Origin of the sequence: uncultured Psychroserpens sp. (assembly GCF_947492715.1) — a bacterium.
Lineage (GTDB): Bacteria > Bacteroidota > Bacteroidia > Flavobacteriales > Flavobacteriaceae > Psychroserpens.
Genome location: NZ_CANLNS010000007.1, coordinates 73,919 through 100,517, shown reverse-complemented (window position 1 = coordinate 100,517; position 26,599 = coordinate 73,919). Strand labels below are relative to the sequence as shown.

The following is a 26,599-nucleotide window of genomic DNA, read 5'->3' as shown; positions in this document are numbered from 1 at the left end:
TAAAGCACTAATTGTGCATGGAGGCACTAAAATATAACTTTTGAAGTCATCTTTTAGTATAGATGTAAAAAAATATTTAGGGTTAATCTTTTTTGTTATGTTCTTCAAGAAGAATGTTAAAGGCTTTACTATGTTTAAGTAGTTCATCTAAGAGACTAAACTCGTTACTTTTTGAGAGTAATGATGAGTTTAGTTGCTGGGCATTGCAATAAACAAAGAATAAGTATTCGTGCTGTTTTTGAATTTTAAGCTCATCACGTAAGAACTTTTCATTAAAAAGTGCGCCTTTTTTAAATAGCTTTTGTAGATCTTCAACTTCAATAATTTTAATAGTTTCCTCTTTCTTTTTAAAGAGTTTCCCTATTAAGTTTGCCAACTTAATCAAATCGAGTGTAGGTTGTAAATTTTTACCACTTCCAAACACACGTTCTTTAAAGGCTATTTGTCCTTGTTTTGCTGTTGTATTTGCAATGAGCAGTGTATCCACTTTCTTTTCGTTAACCTTAGATATTTCAACTTCATCAAGTTCATTAGTTACCTTCTTGAGTTCAATAACCACATCTTGACCAAAATAATTTTGAGTTACTGTAATGGTTTTTTGATGATGGAAAAGGGAACTTACAACAATGGTGTCGTTAAGTTTTGCTTCAATTTCGAAAACACCTTTACCATTTGAGTAGGTTAAAATGTTTTGAGTTTTATTGACAAATTTAGCCCCTTTAATTGTGGCTTCGGCATCATAGATTATACCCTTAATTGTTTGTGCATTTGAACACAAAGGGATAATTAGCAAGATAAATAATCGCAGTAATTTCAAATGGTTATGTTGATGGTTGTTATCTCAAATTAAAAGAATTTTGAGAATAGGCATATGCTAATTAAGAGACTTTAACAGTGCTTTTAATGTTCTTTTAACTAAACAAGGAGTTGATGTTTTCTGGAATTCTAGTTGGTTTATGAGTTTGGAAAGACATAAAACACCAAATAGTTTCCGAGCTCGTGAGCAGTTGACCTGTTGCAGCATTATAAATCTCAACTATTCTTGTTGATTTAACACCTTGAGATTTGGTCACATAAGTTTTAAGCAATAAAAGATCATCCAACAGAGCTTCGGCTTTATATTGAATATGATGGCTTATCATAACCCAATAAAATTCGGCTCTCATAGCATCTGTTGATTTTAAAAGCCAATGTGCTTCGGCTAGGTCTTGAACCCATTCTACATAGCGCACATTGTTAACATGTTGCCTTTCATCTAAATGGTCTTTTGTAACAATAAGCTGCTGTTCGTGCGTTTGCATACCTTCATTTTTGAAATAAAACTTAAAAGTAGATATTATTCTTTCCTTCTGAAAATAGAACTTATATTATATAGAAAATTTCCAACAGAAGTACGTTCAATAGTTCCATTTCTAATAAGCATGCGACGTTCTTTTTTTGTTGGAATTGGTATTGATGTAGGGCTTATTCTCCCAATAATTTGGACATTCGATGCATTTGGACGTTTTTCTTCTTCAACAGAAGACACCATGCCTACGACACTAGAAATCTTATAATAAATGGGTTCCAATGTGATTTTATAAGTACTAGCTTGTTTAACAAGTACATCTACGGTTTCAAAACCACTACATTCAACACGTATAGTATCATTAATTTTACATTTTAAGGTGGCGTCTCCAGCCATATTTGTTTTCACCTTGTTGGTGCTTCCTTTTAATGAAATAAAAGCATAAGCCAATCTGTTTTTTGATTCTCCATAAACCGTAACAGTGATCATTTTATGGTCAAGAATAGAAACAGCTGTTTTACCTTTTAGTTTGACGTGTTCTGTAGAGTCAACTTTAATGATTTGAGGTTTGCCTTGAGCGTTAACCTCTTGAGCTCCGAGGCTTAAAAATGCAAAAAGAGTAGAGGCAACATAAGATAAATAATTGTTTCTCTCTTTTCGGCTTAATACTAGTTTTCTTTGGAGTTGCGTTGGTTTAAATCGTCCACAAAGGTTTGTCTCACTTTGTAATGTTTTAACGATTTGTTCATCTGTTGATGCTGTAAAATCTGTTACCGTTTTATGACACGATATGCAGTGACGACCTTTTTCATTTGGAGTCATTTGATTCCAGTCTTCATGACAAGGTTCTGGGATGCTAACTTGAATAGATGTTCTCATGACTCAAAGAACGAAAAACCATAATAGCTTTCAAATTGAGAATGAGTGAATATGACTTTTGGTTGAGCAAAAGCTACTTTTCAATAATCTCTACCTCAAATAGTTTGTCCCAGCGTTTACCAGTAACAAATAAAGTTTTGGTTTCGGGGTTGTAGGCAATACCATTGAGTACATCTAAACCATCATGTTGTGTCACTAATTTTTTGAGAGGAGAGAAATCTATAACGGCTTCAACAGCACCATTATTAGGATTTATAATAGCAACGCCGTTAAATTGATATCGGTTTGCATAAATTTTTCCGTTAACCCATTCTAATTCGTTAAGACCTTTAACTTTTCCTTTTTCGCGGTAGGCTTGCAGTTTACCTTCTTCAACTAAGGTTTCAGGGTTTAGGAACCAGATGTTTTCGGTTCCATCGGTTTTATAAATGTGTGTTCCGTCGTTACAAATACCCCATCCTTCTTTACTTTTTCCGTAGGTAAAGCTACTTGTTTTATCTAAAGTGTTGACGTCATAAACAAAACCAAGCCCTTCTTGCCATGTGAGTTGATAAATATGGTCGTTAAAAATAGTTAGACCTTCACCAAAGTATTGATTTTCTAAATCGACATTTTGTAAAACTTCACCTGTTTTATAATCTACCTTTCTCAATTTAGATTCACCATATTGTCCTGTACTTTCATACAATTCGCCATTATGAAATTCTAAACCTTGAGTATAAGACGTGATGTCGTGTGGGTAAGTATTAATGATTTTATAACTATATACTTTTGGGGTTTGATTATTTAGGATAGTAAGTTTTGTGCTAATATCTTGAGAAGTATCGTCATATTTTACTGTAGCAGTAATCGTTTGAATGCCTAATCGTTCGTCATCAAGTAGAAATGTGTCTTCAATAGGAACTCCATTTAATTTGTAGTTTACTGAAGAAATTTCCAATCCCTTAGGGTTTTTTATTGATAAATTGACGGTTTCTCCAAGTTTAACCACATTGTTTTTAGCACCTGTTTCAATAGATAACTTAGTTTTTTGAGTTCCAGAGTTTCCACATGAGAATATTGTGATACTTAAAATAGTGATTATGAAAGCTTTAATTGGTCGCATTTTTGATATGATTTTGATGCAAGTTATTTAATAAAATTCAGTTTAAAAAATCATTGCAAAAGTATTAAAAGATTGTATCTTTGCAGTCGGCAAGTCCTACACAACCAGCTCCTGCTTAATCCTCCAGGTCGGGAACGAAGCAAAGGTACGCGGTCGTAGCGGTGTGATGTAGGTAGCTTGCCTTTTTTTGTACCCAATACTTTCCTATTTTATTGTACTTTTGAAATCAAATTATCCCATAATAATATGTCCAAAGTTGTTTTAATTACAGGAGGGTCTTCAGGAATAGGTAAATCTATAGGAGAATTTCTTTCTCAAAAGGGGTATACTGTGTATGGAACAAGTAGATCTCCAGAACGCTATCCAGACTCGAAAATAAAGTTAGTAGCTCTAGATGTTGCAGATATTAATTCTATTGATAATGCAATCAAAACTGTGGTAGAACAATCTGAAAAAATAGATATTCTTATTAATAATGCTGGCGCAGGTATTACTGGTCCAATTGAAGAAATACCTAATGAAGAAATTAAACGTAATTTCGAAACTAATCTTTTTGGTCCTATAAATGTAATTAAAGCGGTCTTACCACAAATGCGAAAACAAAATTCAGGATTGATTATTAATGTAACTTCAATTGCTGGATATATGGGGTTGCCATATCGAGGTATTTATAGCGCAAGCAAAGGTGCACTAGAGCTGATTACTGAGGCGTTTAGAATGGAAATAAGAGATTTCAATATTCATATGACTAATGTTGCTCCTGGAGATTTCGCCACAAATATTGCCGCTGGAAGATACCATGCACCTGTTGTAAAAGGATCTCCGTATGAGAAAAAATATGGAAATGTATTAAAAGCTATTGACGATGATGTTGATAGTGGGGGCGATCCGATAATGGTGTCTGAAATGATTTATAAAATTATCAACACTAAAACGCCAAAAATTCACTATAAAGTTGGAGCGTTTATGCAAAAATTCTCGATTGTTTTGAAACGTATTCTTCCAGATAAAGTCTATGAGAAATTGTTGCTTAATCATTATAAATTATAACCTCTGGTATGTTTTTTGATGTTAGTTGAGAAATCATTAATCATTATGAAACGACTATTACCTCTACTATTATTTGTTTTAAGTTCAATTATGTTGTCTAGCTGTGAGGACGTCTTTGATTGTATTATTAATCGCAGACCAGAATTACCAAATAAGTCCTTTGAAGTAGGCACAGTGGAATCTTATTATTATGATGAGTTTAGAGCCGAGATTAAAAATGAACCTCGAGATGACGATTATGGTTATATTTTCGAAGTTGATGATAATTTGCCTGACGGTTTAGAGCTATTTGTTAATTACAGAACGGTTTCTATAGAAGGGTTGCCAACACATCCGGGAACTTACACTTTTACCGTTTACTTATTTGTAGATCCTCCTTTAAGTTATGACTATGATACAGATCAATATGATGATCCGCTGTGTTCAGATTCTACATCAAAAGAATATACCATTATCATTAACCCATAGATTGTATATTGTTAATATCATTTCATAATATGTTCTTCGGAAGGTGTGATAAAATTGTAAATTCGTGCACATAATTTTAAACACAACTATAACATAACTACACATGAAATTTTTTATTGATACAGCCAATCTCGATCAGATTAAAGAAGCGCAAGACCTTGGTATTTTAGATGGTGTAACTACCAATCCATCGTTGATGGCAAAAGAAGGTATTACAGGTCATGACAATATCATGAAGCATTACGTTAATATTTGCAATATTGTTGATGGTGATGTCTCTGCTGAAGTCATTGCTACAGATTTCGAAGGCATGGTAAGAGAAGGGGAAGCCCTAGCAGACTTACATGAACAAATCGTAGTGAAATTGCCAATGATTAAAGATGGCGTGAAAGCATGTAAATATTTTACAGATAAAGGGATTAAAACAAATGTCACTTTAGTCTTTTCTCCAGGACAAGCGTTATTGGCTGCAAAAGCTGGCGCAACTTATGTTTCACCTTTTATTGGTCGTTTAGATGATATTTCTACAGATGGCTTAAATTTAATTGCAGAAATTAGAATGATCTATGACAATTATGGTTTTGATACCGAAATATTAGCAGCTTCTGTACGTCATACAATGCATGTAATAGATTGTGCAAAATTGGGTGCAGATGTTATGACTGGTCCTCTGAGTTCAATTATGGGGCTGTTGAAGCATCCTTTAACAGATATAGGTTTAGAGAAGTTTCTTGCCGATTATAAAAAGGGCAATTAATTACATTATATAAAATATTTGAAGAACTCTTGATTAGTGATAATCAGGAGTTTTTTATTTTAAGGTGTATTTTTTTGAGGCAGACGACTCTAAAGCGGCTTCAATATGATACCCTATATTTTTTCCAAACAAATCGGCATTTGGCTTTATTATAGTGCCATTTTTATCAACGATAATTACTTTTTGAGAATATACAATAGCAAAGGTTTTAATCGCTTCACTAGGGTTTTTAAACATATATTCGTTTTCCGTAGGGAATTTTAAAAGTCCTAAAGTTTTCTTCCAAGAAATGGTATTCATATCGTTAATATTAATAGCGATAAAATTCATTTCTGGATAGTCTTTTTTTAGAGTTTTCATCATATAATGATTATTTCGATAACTCCATTTAAAATTTGAAGACCAACAATAGATAACTGTTGGTTGTTTTATTACAGAATGCAGGTCTACAACTTTATTATTAAAGTCCACAATCTTTACATCAGGAATTGTATTTCCAGGGAAAAGATTCGTTGTTGCACTCACTAAATTATTAATGTATTCATTTCTTTTTGCGTCTGTACTTTTTTCTAAGTAGGCATCTAGTATACTTTTAGACTTTTCAGCATTACTACTATTAAATATAAATTCGCGGGTAGCGTACATGAGAAGGTAGTTCTTTATGGTCTCATTTTGAACCACGCTATCAATCATTGTTAATTTATCAAGATTATAATCTAGAGAGTGCCTGTTAAAAGCTAAGTGAGAACCATCTTGATAGTATTTTTGAAGACCAATATTTTGAAAATACCAAAGTAAAAAACGGTTATAAGAATATAAACCACTAAGGCTTGCATCGTTAAAATTAACATCAGAACGATAGCTGTAAAAACCTTCTGGTAGATCTTTAAAATGAATTAATTGATTGTTTCCAAAATAACCAAAAGGATAGAGCTCTTTATATGCATAATAGTCATAATTAATACTGGCTCTTGCTATTTTGTCAAATAAAGGCGAAACTTGATGAGATGCTAAGAAGCGTTCTAAATTCTCAATTTTTTTCTCTTTCCGCATTTTTATATGAACTTCAAATTCTTCGGGCTCTAAATGTTGAAGTTTTTGAAATTTTTTACTTTCACTTTCATCATGAAGGAAGGCTTTAATAAAGTAATTGTTCTTTTTAGAACCTTTCCCAGTATAAACAAGCGACTCGTCAAAATCGTTAGTGTTAAGTCTAAAAAGAATGCTGTCGTTAGGTTCAATAAGTAAGGTTTGGTATTCGCCACCATGTGTAAACGAATATAATCCTGTTTGTAAATCTTTTATCTTATATAAAAATCGATTGTTATCGTCTAAATACACTGTGTCACGCTCTGATTCAGTACTGTAAATGGTAATGTAGTTGTTGTTTGGGTTAATTATTTCGCCGCCAAAGTAGGCAGCATCTCCTTTTTCAGCATTAGAATTACAACCTAAAAAGAGTGAGGATATTAAGAATGTAACTAAATATAGTTTCATAAGTATTTTAAATCGTAGGTATTATCTATTTCTAACAAAAATAAACCTTGCGAATAGTAACTCTTGTTAATACGTTGTTAAATGTTGATTTTACTATAATTTTGAATCAATTATACTTGTAAAATTAAAGGCTTTTAGTTTCTCTCGGTGAAGAGATTTTTCTACTTTTGCAAAAAATTAATAAAGACATTATGTTATCAGTATCTAATCTTTCGGTTCAATTTGGAAAAAGAGTTCTTTTTGATGAAGTTAATACAACATTCAACAATGGGAATTGCTATGGGATTATTGGAGCCAATGGCGCCGGAAAATCTACATTTTTAAAGATTCTTGCAGGGAAGCAAGACCCAACTTCTGGGCATGTGCATTTAGAGCCTAGCAAACGAATGTCGGTTTTAGAACAAAATCATAATTTATATGATGAGCATACAGTTTTGGAGACCATTATAATGGGAAATAAGCCCTTGTATAAATTGAAATCTGAAATTGATGCACTTTATGCAGATTATACTGATGAGAACGCTGAAAAAATTGGAGAACTTCAAGTAGAGTTTGAAGAAATGAATGGTTGGAATGCTGATAGCGATGCAGCTGCAATGTTGTCCAACTTAGGAATTAAAGAAGAGTTTCATTACACTTTAATGAAAGACTTAGATGGTAAACAAAAAGTTCGTGTGCTTTTAGCACAAGCATTGTTTGGAAGCCCTGATGTGCTTATAATGGATGAGCCTACCAATGATTTGGATTATGAAACGATTGCTTGGTTAGAAAACTTTTTAGCAAATTATGATAATTGTGTTATTGTTGTATCGCATGATAGACACTTTTTAGATGCGGTTTGTACTCATATTTCTGATATTGATTTTGGTAAGATAAATCACTTTTCTGGAAATTATACATTCTGGTATGAATCATCTCAGCTTGCCGCTAGGCAACATGCACAGCAGAATAAAAAAGCTGAAGAGAAGAAAAAGGAACTTGAAGAATTTATTAGACGATTTTCAGCCAATGTTGCCAAGTCTAAACAAGCCACGAGTAGAAAGAAAATGATTGAAAAATTGAATATTGCAGATATAAAACGATCGAGTCGTCGTTATCCTGCCATCATTTTTGAGCGTGATCGTGAAGCTGGAGATCAAATCTTAAATGTAGAAGGATTAGCATCTTCTATAGAAGGTGACATTTTATTTAGAAATATAGATATCAATTTAAATAAAGGAGATAAAGTCGTAGTGTTCTCTAAAGATTCAAGAGCAACAACAGCTTTTTATCAAATCATAAATAACAATCAAAAGGCCGATTCAGGAAAATATGCTTGGGGAGTTACAACCTCTCAGTCTTACTTACCTCTAGATAATAGCGAGTATTTTAATAATAAACTGTCTTTAGTTGATTGGTTGCGCCAATGGGCTACAACTGAAGAAGAACGTGAAGAAGTTTATATAAGAGGCTTTTTAGGAAAAATGATTTTTAGTGGAGAAGAAGCCCTCAAAACATCAGATGTATTATCTGGAGGAGAAAAAGTACGTTGTATGTTAAGTCGTATGATGATGGTTAGAGCTAACGTACTTATGTTAGATGAACCAACAAATCACCTAGATTTAGAAAGTATCACAGCGTTTAATAATTCGCTTAAAAATTTCAAGGGAACTGTGATGTTTACAACTCATGATCATGAGTTTGCTCAAACTGTGGCCAATAGAGTTATAGAACTAACACCAAGTGGTATCATAGACCGCTATATGACCTTTGACGAATATATGAGCGATAAGAAGATTAAAGAGCTTCGCGAAAAAATGTATACCGTAACAGTGTAAACACCAGAAATATAATATTATGGTTGTAGTTCTTCGTTGACGCTATCAATGATGGCTTGAGCGTGTTCTAATTCGTCGTCACTTACATAAAGTTCTTGATACCCTTGAATTGACGCACCAAAACCTGCGAGTCTACCAGATTCGGATTCATCTTTAATAATTGCATTGATTCCTGCGCTTTTCAGTCTATCCATTGCTAATTGAACAATGATAAAACTTCCCGAAAAAATTTTTGTATATGTTGTATCTGACATAATATTAAGATTTATGGTTATTAAATAGGTTCTTTATTATTCTATAAGTTACAAAAAATGTACCATTTAATCAATTGATATATTGTGAGTTTAAACGTTAAATATTTTATAACGTTTTAATTTTTGTTTAATTTTTTATTTGTTTTGTTAAACAAACAAGGTAATTATCGCTAGATAATATTTTGATTGATTTAGTTAGGTTGTTAAAAAACCATATTCGCTTAGAATATGGTTTTTTCATTTTTATTTAAAACCTAACGCGTCTTTATTATAATCAAAATTAATGACCATCTCTGTACGTGATAAGTTTTAACTATTGTCTTATAAGTTTAAAAAATGCTCATATGCTAAAATTTGGGTCGTAAATTTTCTAACTTTATAACATCAAAAATCTTCTAAAACAATATAATTATGGATAATCATGAGAATCACCATATGGATGGTGATGCAGGTCAATGCCCTTTTTTAAGTGGAACACAAAAGAAAACAGCTGGAGGCGGAACCAAAAACCGAGATTGGTGGCCTAATGAATTAAAGTTAAATATTTTGCGTCAACATGCATCTAAATCAAATCCAATGGGTAAAGATTTCGATTATGCAGAGGCGTTTAATAGTATTGACTTTGCCGCTCTAAAGCAAGATGTTATCGATTTAATGACAGATTCACAAGATTGGTGGCCGGCAGATTATGGTCATTATGGAGGGTTTATGATTAGGATGGCTTGGCATAGTGCGGGTACTTATCGTGTTGGTGACGGTAGAGGAGGTGCAGGTACTGGTACTCATAGGTTTGCACCATTAAACAGTTGGCCAGATAATGGTAACTTGGATAAAGCACGTTTATTATTATGGCCAGTAAAAAAGAAATATGGAAACAAAATTTCATGGGCTGATTTGATGATTTTAGCTGGAAATTGTGCTTTAGAATCTATGGGATTCACAACGTTTGGTTTTGCTGGAGGACGAGAAGATGTTTGGGAACCAGAGCAAGATATTTATTGGGGAAGTGAAACAGGTTGGTTAGATAACGATGATCGTTATGACACCAGTGATGGCGACTTAGAAGGGCATTTAGGTGCTGTTCACATGGGATTAATTTATGTTAACCCCGAAGGACCAAATGGGAATCCGGATCCATTGAAATCTGCTCATGATATTCGTATTACTTTTGGACGTATGGCTATGAACGATGAGGAAACTGTAGCTTTAGTTGCAGGAGGACATACATTTGGTAAGGCGCATGGAGCGGCAAATCCAGATACATACGTTGGAGCAGAACCGCATGGAGCTTCAATAGAAGAAATGAGTACTGGATGGAAAAACACTTTTGGTTCTGGAGTTTTAGACGATACCATTACAAGTGGGCTGGAAGGTGCGTGGACACCAAACCCAATTCAATGGGATCACGACTTTTTCGATGTATTATTGAATAACGAATGGGAATTAACTAAAAGCCCAGCTGGAGCGCACCAATGGACACCAACAGCAGGTTCTAATGCGCCAATGGCACCAAAAGCTGGAGATCCATATGGAAGGCAAGCATTAATGATGACCACAGCAGATATGGCCTTAAAAGTAGATCCTGGGTTTTTAGAAATATCGGAACGATTTCATAAAGATCATAAAGCATTTGAGGATGCCTTTGCTCGTGCATGGTATAAATTAACTCATAGAGATATGGGGCCAATATCTAGATATCTTGGTCCAGAGGTACCAATGGAAGAACTATTATGGCAAGATCCTATTCCTAGTGTTGACTATAATTTAACAGATACCGATGTTTCTCAATTAAAGAAAATGGTTTTAGCTTCAGGTCTTTCTGTGTCACAAATGGTAACTACGGCTTGGGCGTCTGCATCAACATATAGAGGTTCTGATATGAGAGGAGGAGCCAATGGAGGTCGATTACGTTTAGAACCACAAAGAAGTTGGGAGGTTAATAATCCATCAGAGTTGAACAAAGTTTTAAATGTATTAGAAGGTATTCAAAATGATTTCAGTGGTACAATATCCATGGCAGATTTAATTGTTTTAGCAGGTAATGCAGGAATTGAAGAAGCAGCTAAAAATGCAGGTTATAGTATTTCGGTGTCTTTCACGCAAGGTAGAGGAGATGCTTCTCAAGAGCAAACAGATTTAGAATCGTTTGGTTATTTAGAACCTTTGGCAGACGGATTTAGAAACTACATGAATCCTAATCTTGAGGTTGCTGCCGAAGACTTGTTAGTTGATCGAGCGAATCTATTGACGCTTTCAATTCCAGAAATGACCGCATTAGTTGGTGGTTTAAGAGTGCTAGGAGCTAACTATGATGGTTCTAATCTTGGGGTATTTACAGATAATATTGGAAATTTGAATAATGATTTCTTTACAAATATCTTAGACTTTACTTATACATGGAGCGCTACTTCACAAGACGATAGAATTTTTGAAGGACGTGATCGTAGAACTGGTGAGGTTAAATTTAAAGGAACACGTGCAGATCTTATATTCGGCTCTAATACTGAATTAAGAGCAGTTTGTGAAGTTTATGGTGCGAATGATGGAGAACAGAGATTTGTTAATGATTTCGTTGCCGCTTGGACAAAAGTGATGAATTTAGATCGATTTGATTTGAAATAATATAATACAATGCATACTTAAAGGGAATTGATATAGACATATACCAATTCCTTTTAAATAATAAGTGCTAATATGAAAGACATGGATTTACTTTTTGAAGCAATACGAAATAAAAAGAGCGACGAACTTGAAAGTATCTTAAAGGCCAATTCTAATTTGGTAAATGGTAAAGATTCTCGCGGATTTACACCGTTGATTTTTGCTACGTATTTTGATAACGAAAACGCAACCAAAATATTAATAGATAAGAATGCCGAAATTGATGCGAAAGATGGTACAGGTAATACTGCGCTTATTGGTGTATGCTTCAAAGGAAATGAAAAATTGGCAATACTGTTATTAGATCATGGTGCACATATCAATGCTAGAAATAATTTAGGGACAACCCCTTTGATTTTTGCAACAATGTATAACAAAGTGTCCATTGTTAAAATGTTACTAGAACGAGGAGCAGATAAATCTATTCAAGATAACGAAGGTCGAACTGCTCGCGATCATGCAAGAGAAAAAGAATTTAAAAATCTAGAAAGATTGTTGTAATCTTAGTCAAAAAAAAAGCCACTTATAACTACAAGTGGCTTTTTTTTGATCTATAACGTGGTTTAGTTCACGTGCTTTTCTAAAAACTCTGCAACGCCTTCATGAGTAGCTTGCATTCCTGTTTTTCCTTTATTCCAGTTGGCTGGACAAACTTCTCCATTTTCTTCAACAAACTGAAGTGCGTCCACCATACGTAATGCTTCATCAACATTTCTTCCTAATGGTAAATCGTTTACAATTTGATGACGTACAATACCTTCTTTGTCAATTAAAAACAATCCTCTATAAGCAATTAATTCCCCTTCTGCCTGTAGCATATCGTTCTCATCATAAAAATAATCACCTGCTAAAACATCATAGTTTTTAGAAATGGTTTTATTAGTATCTGCAACTAGCGGATAAGTAATACCTTTAATTCCACCATTGTTTTTGTCTAATTGTAACCATCCCCAGTGCGATTGCTCAGTATCTGTAGATACCGCAATAACTTCTGTGTTTCTAGATTGGAATGCTTCTAATTTTTCTTGAAATGCGTGTAATTCGGTTGGGCAAACAAACGTAAAGTCTTTTGGGTAAAAGAACAATACCACGTGTTTTTTTCCAATAAATTGATCTAAAGAAAAGTTGCTTACAAATTCGCGACCATTTACAACCGCTTGTGCATTAAATTGAGGTGCTTTTTTTCCTACTAATACAGCCATTTTTTAATATTTTTTTTTGAGTTAAATTTTAAATTTGGCTGCAAATATAGTTAATCAAACCTTCCTAAAAAATGATGAATATCATTTAATTTTATGCTACTATAGTTTAGTTCAATTTACCCGAAATTTGCCTTATTTTTATTCGGAAAGCGGCAAACAATAATGTTGTAAATGGACTCATCCAGTTAAAAATAGCATACATGAAATATTGACTTACTTCAACTCCTAATACACCAGACTGATAGGCACCACAAGTATTCCAAGGAATGAGTACAGACGTTACAGTACCAGAATCTTCTAGCGTTCTACTTAAGTTTTCTGGAGCTAGTCCTTTGTCGTCAAAAGCCTTTTTAAACATTTTTCCAGGAATGACTATGGCAAGATATTGATCGGAAGCGATAGCATTAAGACCAAGACAACTAACGACAGTACTGGCAAACAACCCAAATATTGTTGTGGCTACAGATAGTAAAGCTTTAGTAATTCTTGCTAAAGCACCAATGGCATCCATAATACCGCCAAATACCATAGCGCAAACAATTAATAGAATGGTCCATATCATACCATTCATTCCACCAGAGTTAAATAATTTTTTGAGCTTATCAATAGTTAATAATCTACTTAAACTATCCACCTTTGTTTTAAGAGTTGCGTCATCATAGTTTGCAAAAGCGAACAACCCTATTAATTCTTCATTTGAGAAGTTTTTTTCTATATCCTTATCAGCATCAAAAAGAGGTGATATGTCTTCATTTTCTTTAATGGTTTGCAGATCTCTTTCTGAAAGATTAGCCATAAAAGTAGCGTCATCTATAGGGATATTTGTATCAGTAAAGACAGCATTAACAATAGTTTTTCCTTTAGAATCAGTAATCTTATCTACAATGTTTCCTTGAAAGATTAGGGCGAAAATTATAGCTAAAATTACTCCAGAACTAAGCGCAATAAGCGGCTTGGTTTTCAGTAATATTAAAGCAACAACAGCTACAGGGACTAAAAATAACCAAGGTGTGATGTTGAAAGTTGTGCCAATGGTGTCAAGAATCTGAGAGACATCTGCATTACCTGAGGTTTCTATTGTGGCACTTATAACTCCGAAGACAATTAAGGTTACAATAATGGTTGGAACCGTTGTATAGGCCATATATTTAATATGTGTAAACAAATCTGTTCCAGCCATGGCAGGAGCAAGGTTGGTTGTATCACTTAAAGGAGACATTTTATCACCAAAATACGCCCCCGAAATAACGGCACCTGCGATCATTCCAGGATGAATGCCTAATGCTGTTCCAATACCAACAAGGGCAATACCAACAGTAGCCGACGTCGTCCATGAGCTACCAGTGGCAATAGAAATTACTGCAGCAATAATAACAGAAGCTGGTAAAAATATTTCTGGACTCAACACTTGTAAACCGTAATAAACCATTGCTGGAATAACACCACTAATGAGCCATGTACCAGCAAGAGCACCAACCAGAAATAAAATCATAATTGGTACAAATACACTTTTTAGATTTTCCCATATTTCTTTGAGCATCCCTCCAAAAGTCACTTTATTAAAGAAACCAACTGCAGCCGCAACCAATCCACCAAGGAGGAGAATAATTTGATTGGTATAAGTACCAAACCACTCTTGGCTTTCAACAAAAAAGATATTATAAGCCAATAAAGCCATTAATATGATAACTGGAATAAGTGCTTCATAGAAATTAAGTTCTTTATTTTCAACTATATTCTGATCTTTAGCTTTAAATTCTGAAATGTTATTGTCTTCGCTCATTTGATTTTAGTGACTATTTGTTCTTGTAATGTTACGATAATGTTACCTAATGTGCAAATCATAATTGTTCCGTATTTTTGCGTTTCAATTCTGAAAATATAAATGGATTCATTAACTCAAATTGTTTTAGGTGCTGCTTGCGGAGAAGCGGTTTTGGGTAAAAAAATTGGAAATAAAGCCTTATTGTTTGGTGCGATAGGCGGAACTATTCCAGATTTGGATGTATTTATAGGAAGTCTATTTCATCGTAATGAAATAGATGCTATGTTATTCCACAGAGGATTTATGCATTCTGTTTTATTTTCTGTTTTAGCCGCTTTTTTATTAGGTTGGTTAGTGCATAAGTTATACGATCGGGGAAAACGATTGGGTACTACAACTCAAAAAAATTGGACAGCTCTGTTTTTTTGGTCGCTGTTTACACACCCAATTTTAGATTGCTTTACGCCTTATGGGACGCAACTATTTGCTCCATTTTCTAATTATCGTGTGGCCTTTAATAATATCGCAGTTGCCGATCCCATGTACACCATACCTTTTTTATTATGCATGATTATTTTAATGTTTTATAAAAGACAAAATAAGCGACGTCGATTTTGGTTAAAATTAGGTTTGGGTCTCAGTTCAGCGTATATGCTATTTACTATTTTTAATAAGTTATATGTTCAACATGTTTTTAAATCATCTTTGATCAAAGAAGATATAGTCTATGAACGCTTTAGTGTTCAACCTTCAATATTTAACAACGTATTATGGTATGGTATTGCAGAAACTGAAAACAATTACCATGTGGCGTTTTATTCTTTATTAGATCAATCTAATCACTTTTCGGAATGGCAAATACTTCCAAAGGATAGAGCTTTACGACCTGAAGATTATAAAGACATTGCTGATTTGGCATGGTTTAGCAATGATTATTACAGCATAGAATCTTTGGATAATGGTGATTACCTTTATAAGGATTTGCGTTATCCGTTAGTAAAAACGAAACAAGGTTACAAACCTGTTTTTAATTTAAAGTTGTATAAAGTTGGTGAACGTTTAGATATGAAACCTTTTACTCCCGAAATGGATGATTTTAGTTTTACTATGTCTGCGCTATGGGAGCGGTTAAAAGGAAAATAAAAGCCCTTTGAACACTGTCCAAAAGGCTCTTTATAACGTGATTTAAAAGAGGTTTAAGCTAAAATTGCCTCTTGTTCTTTTTCTAAAATATGAAGTGCTTCCATACAAGTTCGCATCATTTTATAGGTGCGTTCGATATCTGCGTCTAATCCAATGGAAAAACGAATTAAGCCATCGCTTAATCCCATAGCCTGTTGTTCATCTTCTGGAATTTCAGAAGAGGTAGAACTTCCAGGGGCAGAGAATAAGGTTTTATAGAAACCAAGACTTACAGCCAAATAACCTAAGTTTTTCGCCTGCATCATTTCCATAAGCTCATTGGCTTTATCTAAACTTCCAACATCAATAGTAAGCATGCCACCAAAACCATATTTTTCGTTCATCATGTTTTTAAATAATTCATGTGAAGGGTGTGATGGCAAACCTGGATATACGGTCTTTAATCCATCTTTTTCAAATTGTTGAGCCAGATATGTGGCATTCAGACTGTGTTGTTGCATGCGTATATGTAGGGTTCTCAAGTTTTTTAAAACTGAAGAAGCGCGTAAACTATCCATAGTAGATCCCAATAACATAGATGCACCATCATTAACATTGCGCAAATCATTGATAAATTCTTGAGTACCACAAACCACTCCACCAACAGTATCACTAGAACCATTAATAAATTTGGTTAAGCTATGTATCACGATGTCTGCACCTAATTTTGCAGGCGAAATTGATAAAGGAGAGAAGGTGTTGTCAACAACTAATTTTAAATTATGGCGCTTAGCTATAGCGGCAAGACCTTTAATGTCTGCGACTTCTAATAACGGGTTACTCACAGATTCACAGTATATAACTTTTGTGTGTTTAGTAATTGCAGCCTCTACAACATCTAATTTTGTAATATCTACGAAAGATGTACTAATATTAAAGCGTGGTGTGAAATTTTTAAGAAAAGCATATGTGCCTCCATAGATTGTTCTACTTGATACAATATGGTCTCCAGCACCACAAAGTTGCATTAAAACAGGAGTAATTGCTCCCATACCAGATGCCGATACATTAGCTGTTTCTGTGCCTTCCATGGCAGCCAGAGCTTCACCTAAATATAAATTAGAGGGCGAGGAGTGGCGTGAGTATAAATAGCAGCCATCTGCATTACCTTCGAAAGTATCGAACATTGTTTTAGCAGATAAAAAAGTGTAAGTAGACGAATCTGAAATAGAAGGATTAACACCTCCAAATTCACCAAAATATTGAAGATCTTGAATGTTATTAGCTGGTTTAAAAGCCATTAGATTATTTTTTTTAGTTAATATCACATCAAAAATCGTATTATTTAGATAATAAATCAATGATAATTACTATATTTAGAAAATAAAACTATATAATGGTGTTTTTCTAGTTTAATTTAATAACAAGGTTGAGTTTTAATTCGTAAAACCGAAAATTTTTCAATATGGCACAATTAGATATTATCGATAAAAAATTACTTCACTTTCTTCAGCAGGATAGTAAGCAAACGAATAAGGAGTTATCCAATAAATTGAACTTATCGGTTACAGCGGTTTATGAGCGCATTAAAAAATTAGAACGCGAAGGAGTCATATCTAAATACGTAGCACTTATTGATAAAAAAATAGTAGATAAAGGTTTTGTAACATTTTGTAGTATTAAGTTGCTTCAACATACCAAAAATTTTGTTGTCGATTTTGAAAAAGAAGTTGCAAAGTTAGATGAAGTCTTGGAGTGTTACCATATTAGTGGCGACTATGACTACCTTTTAAAAGTCCTTGTTGCCGATATGGATGAGTTTAGAGAATTTATGGTGAAAAAACTAACGAGTATTAGCCATATTGGTAGTACGCATAGTACGTTTATGATTAACGAAGTAAAACATACAACAGCAATATGTATCTAAACTAATTGTCTATATTTAGAGCATGCAATCAACAACCTATAAACTTTCCGAATTTTTTGTCATTTTCATATTAATACCAGTGAGCTTTGCTATTGATTATCCGGTTTGGATTAAAATGGTTATTGGATGTTTAGGGTTTTTATATGTGATTTTTGTCTTATTAAAAATTGAAAAACTAAAGTTTAAAATGTCACCTGAATTAAACTGGACATTGTTTTTTAAACGGACAATTATTCAGTTAGTCCTAATTGCTGTTTTAACGGCACTTTACATGTGGATTGTTGATCCTGAGAACCTTTTTGTCGTGGTTCTTAATAAACCACTCTTATGGCTAGGAATTTTATTTATTTATAGCTTTTTTTCAGTATATCCTCAGGAATTAATTTATCGAACCTTCTTTTTTAAGCGATATATTAAGTTATTTAAAAGTAATACGCTTTTTCTAATTGTGAATGCCATGCTATTTTCCTTAGCTCATATTTTCTTTAAAAATGGACTCGTAATGTTACTGACTTTTATAGGAGGAATTCTATTTGCGTTGACATTTCAGAAGACAAAATCAACCCTTTTGGTTTCTATAGAACATGCTATCTATGGCTGTTGGTTGTTTACCGTTGGAATGGGAGAGATGCTTGGGTTTCCATCTTAAGAAAGTTTGTCTTCTAATGTTGATTTGTAACGATTACTCACAGGAATTTTGATGTCATTAATATATACATATTTCGACTTTAATTTTTCTATGTGCTTAATTGATACAATAAATGATTTATGTGTTTGAATAAAAGTGTTAGGCAATTTTTCTAGAGCTTCGCCTATTGTTTCTCTGGCCAGTATTTTTTTTGTTAAGTTATGATACACCATATAATTACCATCTTTTTCTAAATATAAAATATCATCGAGTACAAGTTGGTGTTTCTCATAACCACTTTTTACCATAATGGTTGCTTTCGTATGCTTACTAATAAGATCATTTCTTGTTTTTATAATAGAAGACACTTTTTCAATGGCTTTTAAAAATCGTTGGTGAGTTATAGGTTTCAATAAATAATCTATGGCATTCAGATTGTAACTTTCTACAGCGTATTCTGAATAAGCTGTTGTGAATATAATATGGCACTCGTTAGGTATTAATTTTGCCAACTGTATTCCAGAGAGGTTGGGCATATTAATGTCAAGAAAAATGAGATGAGGTGGTTTATGTTCAATAAATTGCAGGGCTTCAATAGGATTCCTAAACGACTTTACATGGTAAATATCATTGGATCTTGCACAATAGTTTTCCAATAATTCTATTGCTTTTGGCTCGTCATCAATAATTATAGCATCAATCATAGGTTAATTTAAGATCAACAATATAGTTATTATCATGTTGAGTAATTCGCAACTGATGCTTGTCTGGATACAAAATTGCAAGTCGGCGTTTTACATTTTGAAGCCCGATACCAGAATCTTTGCCTATACTACTATTTGGGTTCTTTTTTTCTGCTAATGAGTTTTTACATAGAAAATGAATGTCTTTTTCATTTGTAGTTAACTGTATATCTACAAAAGACGTATTGTAAATATCAATACCATGCTTAAAGGCATTCTCTACGAATGGAATTAATATAGCCGGAGCAATTTTAATAGTATCAAATTGGCCTTTTGTTTTAAATGAAATGGAGAGCGGGTCATTAATATCAAACTTAAGTTTATTGAGCTTAATGTAGTTTTCTATGAACTCTACTTCTTTAGATAAGGCAATGAGATGCTCTGACGTATCATGCAATAGAAAACGTAATAACTCCGATAGTTGTGCAATCCCTTTTGAAACTTCAGATTGCTTATGTTTTTCTGCAATAGATAGTAAGTTATTTAAAGCATTAAATAAAAAATGCGGATTAATTTGTGATTTTAATAGTTGTAATTCTGCGGCTAATTTGTCTTCTCTTAGCTGTTGTTTTAATGCTTCCTCTTTCTGCCAACGTAGCACAATTATATGCACAAATGAAATTCCAACGAAAAACATATACATCCAGAGTGTTGCAATAAATGTTTCGAATAAAACAAATTCTTCACCATAAATTATAAGATTCTTTAGAAGCTCAATGCCAATGGTAATTATGGTGGTAAGCAGAAGTAAAATGAAGTAGGTTCTGAACTGTCTTTTATTAAAATATTTAGACAAAAAATAGACGTTGAAATAATACAATCCCATTTTCAGTATAAACCCAACTATAGTGCCTAAAATGCTCATATGATCATATGAGATTCTTACCGTTTCCCGACCGTTTATTATTTCAACCTCTCTGTTTTGGGGACTAATAATCGAAAAAATCAAATAAAAACAAACGAGCCAAAATAAAATATTTAAAGCTATTTCTATATATCGTTTCATAAACTGAAGGTAAATGTATATTGAAATTTTTAAACTTAAAGATAAGAACTGAAATTTGTGATAAAGACGAGTTTATATGTTATGAAATCACGAATTTTTATGAGTTTCGTCTAAAAATCACATCACAGTTGTGTTGGTCACTTTTATTTTTAATATGGACCTTACAAGCCTAAGTTTGATGTAAATTTATAATACTTAAATCATGAAATCAATCTTAAAACTGACAGTTATTTTATTTTTATGTCTAAGCTGTCAAGCACAAAGTGAAACCAAACAAAATTTACAAAAACGGGTAACGAGTTATCTCAAACAATTGGAGAGCGACCAATTTTCTGGGAGTGTTCTTGTAGCTCATAAAGGAGAGATTATTACTTCCGATGGTTATGGTTTTGCAAATAAAAAAGCTAATATTAAAAATAAATCTAATACTGTTTTTGATATCGGGTCTATAACGAAACAATTCACAGCTGCTGGAATATTAAAATTAGAAGAACTCGGTAAATTATCAGTAAATGATAAGATTACTAAGTATTTCAAAAACGTGCCTGCAAACAGGGATGATGTGACCATTCATCATTTATTAACGCATTCGTCAGGTCTTCCTCCAGGAATTGGGCATGACTATCATATTATTTCTAAAGACGAATTTATTGAAAAGGCTTTGGCGTCAGAAATGTTATTTAAAGCTGGAACTCAGTATGAATATTCTAATGTTGGTTATACCTTATTAGCAATGATTATTGAGCAAATTTCGGGAGAAAGCTATGAGGATTTCTTATATAAGCAACTCTGGAATCCAGCTCAAATGGAACAAACGGGTTATATAAGACCTAAATATGATAAAAATGATGTAGCCATGGGGTATAAGGATACTGGCGAATGGGGCAAACCAAATGAAAAATGGAACGATGGTATTTCTTGGCACCTTAAAGGAAATGGTGGTATTTTATCTACTGTAGAAGATATGTATAAATGGCATCAAGCATTAACTACCAATACTATTTTATCTAAAACGTCTAAAGCAAAAATGTATACTAAGCATATCGAAGAAGGTCAAGGTGCGCAATCTCATTATGGTTATGGTTGGGCAATTTTTCCAACACCACGTCAAACAGAACTTATAGCACATAATGGAGGTAATGGAATCTTTTTTGCCGATTTTTGGCGATATCTCAATGAAGATATTATCATTATTATGATGAGTAATCATGCCAATCGTGGTTATGGAATGCTTAATTCAAATTTGGCTGGTATCGTACTAAAGTCAGATTTTAAACCAAATACGAAACTCAGACAGTCTCAAGCAGATGCTCAATCTGAAAGACAAATAGAAAGGATTCTTGACCGCTTTTTAGAGGTGATTAAAGACGATAATGCCAAAGCATGGGAAACCTTTGTCAAGGAGAATTTTTCAGAAGAAATGTTAAACTTAATGCCAATGAATGATCATATTGCCATGTTCAAGAAAATACATAACGAGCTTAAAGAACAAAGTGTAAAAGGTGTTATGCTTACTCAAGATGACAACATTGAAATCAAGTTTGAGAATAACAGCCTGCTTATAACTTTGGAAAAAGGAGCCGATGCCCACATGAAAATAGGAGGTATGTCATTAGATTAAACATTGATAATATTTAACATAACACAATGTTAAAGCACAATATACGCTGCGAATTTATATCTATCTTTTCTACAAATATATTATCATGAAAGGAAATGTTATAACCAGACGCGCGGCAGTTAAGAGTTCAATATTTGGGCTTTTAGCTGTTTCTATACCTAGTATTAGTTATGCCAAATCAATAGCAATTGGAGAGGAGACTATTAAAAATCCTTGCCATCGTTACCCTTCAATAGACGATGCTGTGGTTAATGAAATTGTCGGGAAATCACATTTCGATATCGAAACCGTAAAAAAAATGGTAGATAAACGACCAGAATTAGCACGTGCCAGTTGGGATTGGAGTTTTGGTGATTGGGAATCGGCTATAGGAGCTGCTTCTCATGTTGGACGACGCGATATTGTAAATTACCTTATGAGCAAAGGTGCAAGGCCTACAATGTTTACCTATGCTATGTTAGGCGCTTTTGACATTGTAAAAGCTATGGTTGAGATGACGCCAGGTATTCAGTCGCAACCAGGTCCTCATGGCATTAGTTTACTCCAGCATGCAAAGGCAGGTTTGCGCATGAAAGATGCGATGACTAACGATGATATTATTAATTCTGAAAAACTCATAGATTTCTTAAAAACATTTGAAGCCGAAGATATAACCACTTATAAAGCCTTAACTAAAGAAGAGCAAGAAAAATACATTGGAGACTATAGATATGGAGAAGGAGAGAATGATGGGTTTTCCATTTCCCTTAATATGCGAAAAGTGATTTCACTAGGTAAATTAGGAAAAGGTGGTGGTGGTTTAATTAGAGTAGGCGAGAATAAGTTTCTATATAACGGGATTTCATCGGTTTATATCACATTTCAGATAGAAAATAATGTTGTAAAATCTTTAACTGTTCATGAACCAGACTTAACTTTAGTTGCAAAGAAAATTTAATTTTTCATTACTATTTATGACTTCTCTTTTTATTGTCTTCCCATAAAACATTCGTATTTTTGTACTCATTTTATTAAAAACGGATAAATATTTTTTTATGAAATCATATGATGTAGCAGTAATAGGTTCTGGTCCTGGTGGGTATGTAGCGGCAATTCGTTGTGCTCAATTAGGGATGAAAACAGCAATAATCGAAAAATACTCTACGCTTGGAGGAACATGTCTAAACGTTGGTTGTATACCAAGTAAAGCACTTTTAGATTCGTCTCATCATTACGAGCATGCAGTAAAGCATTTTGAAGACCATGGTATCGAAATTCCAGGTGATGTTAAAGTGAACATCGAAAAGATGATTGCGCGTAAGCAAGCTGTTGTTGACCAAACTACAAGTGGTATTGATTTTTTAATGAAAAAAAATAAGATTGATGTCTATGAAGGTGTAGGTAGTTTCAAAGATGCAACCCACATTATAATTGATGGAAAGGATGCTGGAGAAATCGAGGCAAAAAACACAATTATAGCTACGGGATCTAAACCATCTAGTTTGCCTTTTATAACATTAGATAAAGAACGCATCATAACATCTACCGAGGCCTTAAAACTAAAAGAAATACCGAAACACATGATAGTGATTGGAGGCGGTGTTATTGGTTTAGAACTTGGTCAAGTTTACAGACGTTTAGGATCTGAAGTTACGATTGTAGAATATATGGATCGTATCATTCCAACAATGGATGCAGGCTTATCGAAAGAGTTAAACAAAGTCTTTAAAAAAGCCAAGTTTAAGATGAATATGTCTCACAAAGTGAAATCTGTAGAACGTGATGGTGATGAGGTAGTCGTGAAAGCCGATAATAAAAAAGGTGAAGAGGTAGAGTTTAGAGGAGATTATTGTTTGGTGTCTGTTGGTCGTCGTCCATATACTGACGGATTAAACGCAGAGGCTGCAGGTGTGAAATTAACCGATAGAGGACAAATTGAGGTAAATGATCACTTACAAACAAGTGCTAGTAATATTTACGCTATTGGTGATGTGGTAAAAGGAGCAATGCTTGCTCATAAAGCCTCTGAAGAGGGTGTATTGGTTGCTGAAACTTTAGCTGGACAAAAACCACATATTAATTATAACTTAATCCCTGGAGTTGTTTATACCTGGCCAGAAGTAGCCGCTGTGGGTAAAACAGAAGAGGAGTTAAAAGAAGCTGGAATTGAATACAAATCAGGACAGTTTCCAATGCGTGCTTTAGGAAGAAGTAGAGCGAGTATGGATATTGACGGTTTTGTAAAAGTATTAGCCGATAAAAATACAGATGAAATTTTGGGTGTACACATGATTGGTGCTCGTGCTGCCGATATGATTGCCGAAGCTGTTGTTGCTATGGAATATAGAGCCTCTGCCGAAGATATATCGCGTATGTCTCATGCGCATCCAACATTTACAGAAGCTATTAAAGAAGCTGCTTTGGCAGCAACAGATGATATTGCTTTGCATATATAAGAAGCGATGACAAGGGTTACATTTGAAGTTTTTCATGATGATTTTGATAATGGCGTAAGCCCATACTCTACGCTGGTTTTAGAAATGAATTATATTCCAAGAATTGGAGAAAAAGTATATATACCAGAAGCCATTGAGGAATTAAAAAAATTAAAATTTATTGAGGATAGGGTTTTTTTTAGTGTAACTGAAATTATTAATTATATTAAAATTTTACCAGATGACATTGCTAAAAATCATGTAACCTGCCATTTGGAAGTCCATTCAGAAAAGATATAAAGTAAAACAAAAAAAGCGAACTCATTGAGTTCGCTTTTTTTTCGTTTAAATAGCATACTCAGTTACTATTTAATATCTTTATTGACAGTTAGTTATTGTAACGAAGCTATTAGTTTGTCGTCATAAAAGCATACCTAACTGTAGTAATCATTTAAATTCATTAAATATGTTTAAAAAATTCTCATTGTTCTTCCTTTTGATATCGCTGACACTGTCAGGTCAAAATAAATCGCAAGATGCCAATAGTTTTACTAAAGAATTAGACCAAAAAATTCCAAAATTATTAGAAGAGTTCGTTGTCCCAGGGGCAGCAATCACCATTATTGATGATGGTAAGATTGTTTTAGAGAAAGCCTATGGTTATGCAGATGTCGCTAGAGGCAAGAAAGTGACCACCAAAACAGGGTTTAATATAGGTTCTATTTCAAAGACAATTGCAGCATGGGGAATTATGAAATTAGTTGAAGACGGTAAAATTGATTTAGATGCTCCTGCCGAAAAATACTTAACACGATGGACATTACCAGAATCAGATTTCGATGCTGAAAATGTGACGATAAGAAGATTGTTAAGCCACACTGCAGGATTGTCACTTCATGGTTATCCTGGATGGACGCCCAATGACCGATTGTCTACAATTGAAGAATCTTTAAATGGTAGAAATAATGGACCAGGTAGAGTAGAAATGATAATGGAGCCAGGTACGAAATGGAAATATTCTGGAGGAGGATATACTATTTTACAATTGATTGTAGAAGAGGTTACAGGACAGAAATTTGAAGACTATATCCAAACGCAAGTTTTAAATCCTTTAGGGATGAAAGATAGTAGCTATAAAATTGATAAAGACATCTTGGAGAACTCATCTCTAGAGTATGACAATTTTGGAGAACAAATAGATTTTGAATTGTTTACGGCTCAAGCAGCAGCTGGATTACACACGACCATCGAGGATTTTACCAGATTTGCTTATGCCAGTCTATATGCCCATAAAAACAACAAAAAGTATAATAAAGTTTTAGCAAATAAAACTATTGAAAGTATGATGGAACCCGCTCCAGTTTCAAATGATAGTTATGGATTGGGTTATCAAGTTGAAACCATTCCTAACACAACCTATAAACTGAAAGGTCATGGTGGAGCAAATACTGGTTGGCATGCATTTTTTAGAGTAAACCCAGAGACTAACGACGGTTTTATTATGATTACGAATGGAGGAGCTGGTCATAATATATATAGGCAAGTATATTGCGATTGGATTCAATGGAAAACAGGAGAATCTATGGGGAGCAGATGCGTTATTAAACCTTCGATAGCGGCTAAATTAAAGACGATTATCGATGCTAAAGGGGCGTCTAATGTAGCATCAGCTTATAATGATTTGAAAACAAATAAATCGGGAGATTATAATTTTTCCGAACGTGCTATAAATAATTTAGGATATTATTATATGGGAAAAAAAGAATTGACAAATGCTTTAGCTGTTTTTAAGTTAAATGTTGATCAACATCCAGAGTCATCAAACGTTTATGATAGCTATGCTGAGGCATTATTGGAAAACGGAAATAAGGAAGAAGCTATTGTTAATTACAAAAAATCTATTGAACTCGATCCTGGAAACACGCATGGTATTGAAGTTTTAAAGACGTTAAATGTGGATGTTAGTAATATAAAAACATTTGAAATTGATGTTGCAAAATTGAACGATTATGTCGGTAAGTACCAGATGGCTCCAGAACTTGTTATTACAATTGCAAGAGAAGAAAACAGCCTTACTGCCGAGCCTAACGGACAAAGAAAAGTAGTAATCCACCCTAAGTCTGAAGATAGGTTTTATGTCAAAGAAGTCGAAGCAGAAGTTAGTTTTAGTAGAGATGCCAATGGTGTTGTAGAGAGTATGACATTATTTCAAAATGGTAGAAGCCTTGTTGGTAAGAAGATAAAAGAATAGGCACAACAATTAAAATTTTTAATTTTCTAAACTATAAAGCGAACCTATTTGGTTCGCTTTTTTTGTAGGATATTTCTATGGCTTGTAACATTTTAATATCTTTAAGCACATATAGTTAACCAACCTCAACTATCCATCAACCTA

General features: G+C 33.7%; 25 protein-coding genes and 1 other RNA gene. 15 read left to right on the top strand and 11 right to left on the bottom strand.

Annotated features, from left to right (window positions below; all coding sequences use genetic code 11):
* Positions 1-82: 82 nt before the first annotated feature.
* The 4 genes from Q0787_RS16230 to Q0787_RS16215 all read right to left on the bottom strand — a co-directional run bounded on the left by Q0787_RS16230 (position 83) and on the right by Q0787_RS16215 (position 3,272).
* Positions 83-817, bottom strand: a complete 735-nt coding sequence (locus Q0787_RS16230) for a hypothetical protein (protein ID WP_298903893.1) — start codon at positions 815-817, stop codon at positions 83-85.
* Positions 818-911: 94 nt separating this feature from the next.
* Positions 912-1,301, bottom strand: a complete 390-nt coding sequence (locus Q0787_RS16225; RefSeq protein ID WP_298903892.1) for a thioesterase family protein — start codon at positions 1,299-1,301, stop codon at positions 912-914.
* 35 nt (positions 1,302-1,336) lie between these two features.
* The gene (locus Q0787_RS16220) at positions 1,337-2,167 is read right to left on the bottom strand and encodes a hypothetical protein (protein WP_298903891.1); all 831 of its coding nucleotides are present in this window, start codon (positions 2,165-2,167) and stop codon (positions 1,337-1,339) included.
* A 73-nt stretch (positions 2,168-2,240) separates the two neighbouring features.
* A complete protein-coding gene (locus Q0787_RS16215) occupies positions 2,241-3,272 on the bottom strand; it encodes a glutaminyl-peptide cyclotransferase (RefSeq protein WP_298903890.1) in 1,032 nt (343 codons plus the stop codon).
* An 87-nt stretch (positions 3,273-3,359) separates the two neighbouring features.
* Here Q0787_RS16215 and ffs point away from each other — a divergent pair.
* From ffs to fsa, 4 genes are all read left to right on the top strand, one after another.
* Positions 3,360-3,458, top strand: an RNA gene (gene ffs / locus Q0787_RS16210) — signal recognition particle sRNA small type.
* Between the two features lie 60 nt (positions 3,459-3,518).
* A complete protein-coding gene (locus Q0787_RS16205; RefSeq protein ID WP_298903889.1) occupies positions 3,519-4,322 on the top strand; it encodes an SDR family oxidoreductase in 804 nt (267 codons plus the stop codon).
* A 45-nt stretch (positions 4,323-4,367) separates the two neighbouring features.
* Positions 4,368-4,790 (top strand): hypothetical protein, encoded by a 423-nt coding sequence (locus Q0787_RS16200; protein WP_298903888.1) that lies wholly within the window; start codon positions 4,368-4,370, stop codon positions 4,788-4,790.
* Between the two features lie 103 nt (positions 4,791-4,893).
* The gene (gene fsa, locus Q0787_RS16195) at positions 4,894-5,547 is read left to right on the top strand and encodes a fructose-6-phosphate aldolase (RefSeq protein ID WP_298903887.1); all 654 of its coding nucleotides are present in this window, start codon (positions 4,894-4,896) and stop codon (positions 5,545-5,547) included.
* A gap of 54 nt (positions 5,548-5,601) precedes the next feature.
* Here fsa and Q0787_RS16190 read toward each other — a convergent pair whose 3' ends face one another.
* Positions 5,602-7,044, bottom strand: coding sequence for a hypothetical protein (locus tag Q0787_RS16190; RefSeq protein WP_298903886.1), 1,443 nt, complete (start codon positions 7,042-7,044; stop codon positions 5,602-5,604).
* Between the two features lie 191 nt (positions 7,045-7,235).
* Here Q0787_RS16190 and Q0787_RS16185 point away from each other — a divergent pair, with 191 nt between their 5' ends.
* Entirely contained in the window at positions 7,236-8,861 is a 1,626-nt protein-coding gene (locus Q0787_RS16185; RefSeq protein ID WP_298903885.1) for an ABC-F family ATP-binding cassette domain-containing protein, read from the top strand.
* Positions 8,862-8,878: 17 nt separating this feature from the next.
* On the opposite strand, the gene Q0787_RS16180 is transcribed toward Q0787_RS16185, so the two are convergent.
* The gene (locus Q0787_RS16180) at positions 8,879-9,115 is read right to left on the bottom strand and encodes a DUF2007 domain-containing protein (protein WP_298903884.1); all 237 of its coding nucleotides are present in this window, start codon (positions 9,113-9,115) and stop codon (positions 8,879-8,881) included.
* A 411-nt stretch (positions 9,116-9,526) separates the two neighbouring features.
* Between Q0787_RS16180 and katG the strand changes: the two genes are divergently transcribed.
* On the top strand, positions 9,527-11,737 hold the full coding sequence (gene katG, locus Q0787_RS16175) for a catalase/peroxidase HPI (RefSeq protein WP_298903883.1): 2,211 nt from the start codon (positions 9,527-9,529) through the stop codon (positions 11,735-11,737).
* Between the two features lie 72 nt (positions 11,738-11,809).
* Complete coding sequence (locus Q0787_RS16170) at positions 11,810-12,277, top strand: ankyrin repeat domain-containing protein (RefSeq protein WP_298903882.1); 468 nt, start codon at positions 11,810-11,812, stop codon at positions 12,275-12,277.
* A gap of 62 nt (positions 12,278-12,339) precedes the next feature.
* On the opposite strand, the gene Q0787_RS16165 is transcribed toward Q0787_RS16170, so the two are convergent.
* Both Q0787_RS16165 and Q0787_RS16160 read right to left on the bottom strand, forming a co-directional pair.
* Positions 12,340-12,978 carry a peroxiredoxin gene (locus Q0787_RS16165; protein WP_298903881.1) on the bottom strand — a complete coding sequence of 213 codons (639 nt, stop codon included), beginning with the start codon at positions 12,976-12,978 and terminating at the stop codon, positions 12,340-12,342.
* A gap of 106 nt (positions 12,979-13,084) precedes the next feature.
* Positions 13,085-14,761 (bottom strand): Na+/H+ antiporter NhaC family protein, encoded by a 1,677-nt coding sequence (locus Q0787_RS16160; RefSeq protein WP_298903880.1) that lies wholly within the window; start codon positions 14,759-14,761, stop codon positions 13,085-13,087.
* A gap of 102 nt (positions 14,762-14,863) precedes the next feature.
* Between Q0787_RS16160 and Q0787_RS16155 the strand changes: the two genes are divergently transcribed.
* Complete coding sequence (locus Q0787_RS16155; protein ID WP_298903879.1) at positions 14,864-15,886, top strand: metal-dependent hydrolase; 1,023 nt, start codon at positions 14,864-14,866, stop codon at positions 15,884-15,886.
* A gap of 53 nt (positions 15,887-15,939) precedes the next feature.
* Here Q0787_RS16155 and Q0787_RS16150 read toward each other — a convergent pair whose 3' ends face one another.
* Entirely contained in the window at positions 15,940-17,166 is a 1,227-nt protein-coding gene (locus tag Q0787_RS16150; RefSeq protein WP_298903878.1) for an aminotransferase class I/II-fold pyridoxal phosphate-dependent enzyme, read from the bottom strand.
* A 164-nt stretch (positions 17,167-17,330) separates the two neighbouring features.
* Here Q0787_RS16150 and Q0787_RS16145 point away from each other — a divergent pair, with 164 nt between their 5' ends.
* Together Q0787_RS16145 and Q0787_RS16140 are read left to right on the top strand one after the other, a co-directional pair.
* The gene (locus tag Q0787_RS16145; protein WP_298903877.1) at positions 17,331-17,792 is read left to right on the top strand and encodes an Lrp/AsnC family transcriptional regulator; all 462 of its coding nucleotides are present in this window, start codon (positions 17,331-17,333) and stop codon (positions 17,790-17,792) included.
* Between the two features lie 22 nt (positions 17,793-17,814).
* On the top strand, positions 17,815-18,441 hold the full coding sequence (locus Q0787_RS16140; RefSeq protein ID WP_298903876.1) for a type II CAAX endopeptidase family protein: 627 nt from the start codon (positions 17,815-17,817) through the stop codon (positions 18,439-18,441).
* On the opposite strand, the gene Q0787_RS16135 is transcribed toward Q0787_RS16140, so the two are convergent.
* Positions 18,438-19,124: a LytTR family DNA-binding domain-containing protein gene (locus Q0787_RS16135; protein WP_298903875.1), complete on the bottom strand. Its 687-nt coding sequence runs from the start codon at positions 19,122-19,124 to the stop codon at positions 18,438-18,440. The two genes, Q0787_RS16140 and Q0787_RS16135, sit on opposite strands and share 4 nt — an antisense overlap.
* Positions 19,117-20,169, bottom strand: a complete 1,053-nt coding sequence (locus Q0787_RS16130) for a sensor histidine kinase (protein WP_298903874.1) — start codon at positions 20,167-20,169, stop codon at positions 19,117-19,119. Before Q0787_RS16130 ends, Q0787_RS16135 begins: the two co-directional genes overlap by 8 nt.
* A 202-nt stretch (positions 20,170-20,371) precedes the next feature.
* Here Q0787_RS16130 and Q0787_RS16125 point away from each other — a divergent pair, with 202 nt between their 5' ends.
* The 5 genes from Q0787_RS16125 (at position 20,372) to Q0787_RS16105 (ending at position 26,455) form a co-directional block, all read left to right on the top strand.
* Positions 20,372-21,790: a serine hydrolase gene (locus Q0787_RS16125; RefSeq protein WP_298903873.1), complete on the top strand. Its 1,419-nt coding sequence runs from the start codon at positions 20,372-20,374 to the stop codon at positions 21,788-21,790.
* Positions 21,791-21,875: 85 nt separating this feature from the next.
* Positions 21,876-22,727 (top strand): hypothetical protein, encoded by an 852-nt coding sequence (locus Q0787_RS16120; RefSeq protein WP_298903872.1) that lies wholly within the window; start codon positions 21,876-21,878, stop codon positions 22,725-22,727.
* 97 nt (positions 22,728-22,824) lie between these two features.
* Positions 22,825-24,225 carry a dihydrolipoyl dehydrogenase gene (gene lpdA, locus Q0787_RS16115; RefSeq protein ID WP_298903871.1) on the top strand — a complete coding sequence of 467 codons (1,401 nt, stop codon included), beginning with the start codon at positions 22,825-22,827 and terminating at the stop codon, positions 24,223-24,225.
* A 6-nt stretch (positions 24,226-24,231) separates the two neighbouring features.
* The gene (locus Q0787_RS16110; protein WP_298903870.1) at positions 24,232-24,504 is read left to right on the top strand and encodes a hypothetical protein; all 273 of its coding nucleotides are present in this window, start codon (positions 24,232-24,234) and stop codon (positions 24,502-24,504) included.
* A 166-nt stretch (positions 24,505-24,670) separates the two neighbouring features.
* Complete coding sequence (locus tag Q0787_RS16105) at positions 24,671-26,455, top strand: serine hydrolase (protein WP_298903869.1); 1,785 nt, start codon at positions 24,671-24,673, stop codon at positions 26,453-26,455.
* Positions 26,456-26,599 lie beyond the last annotated feature (144 nt).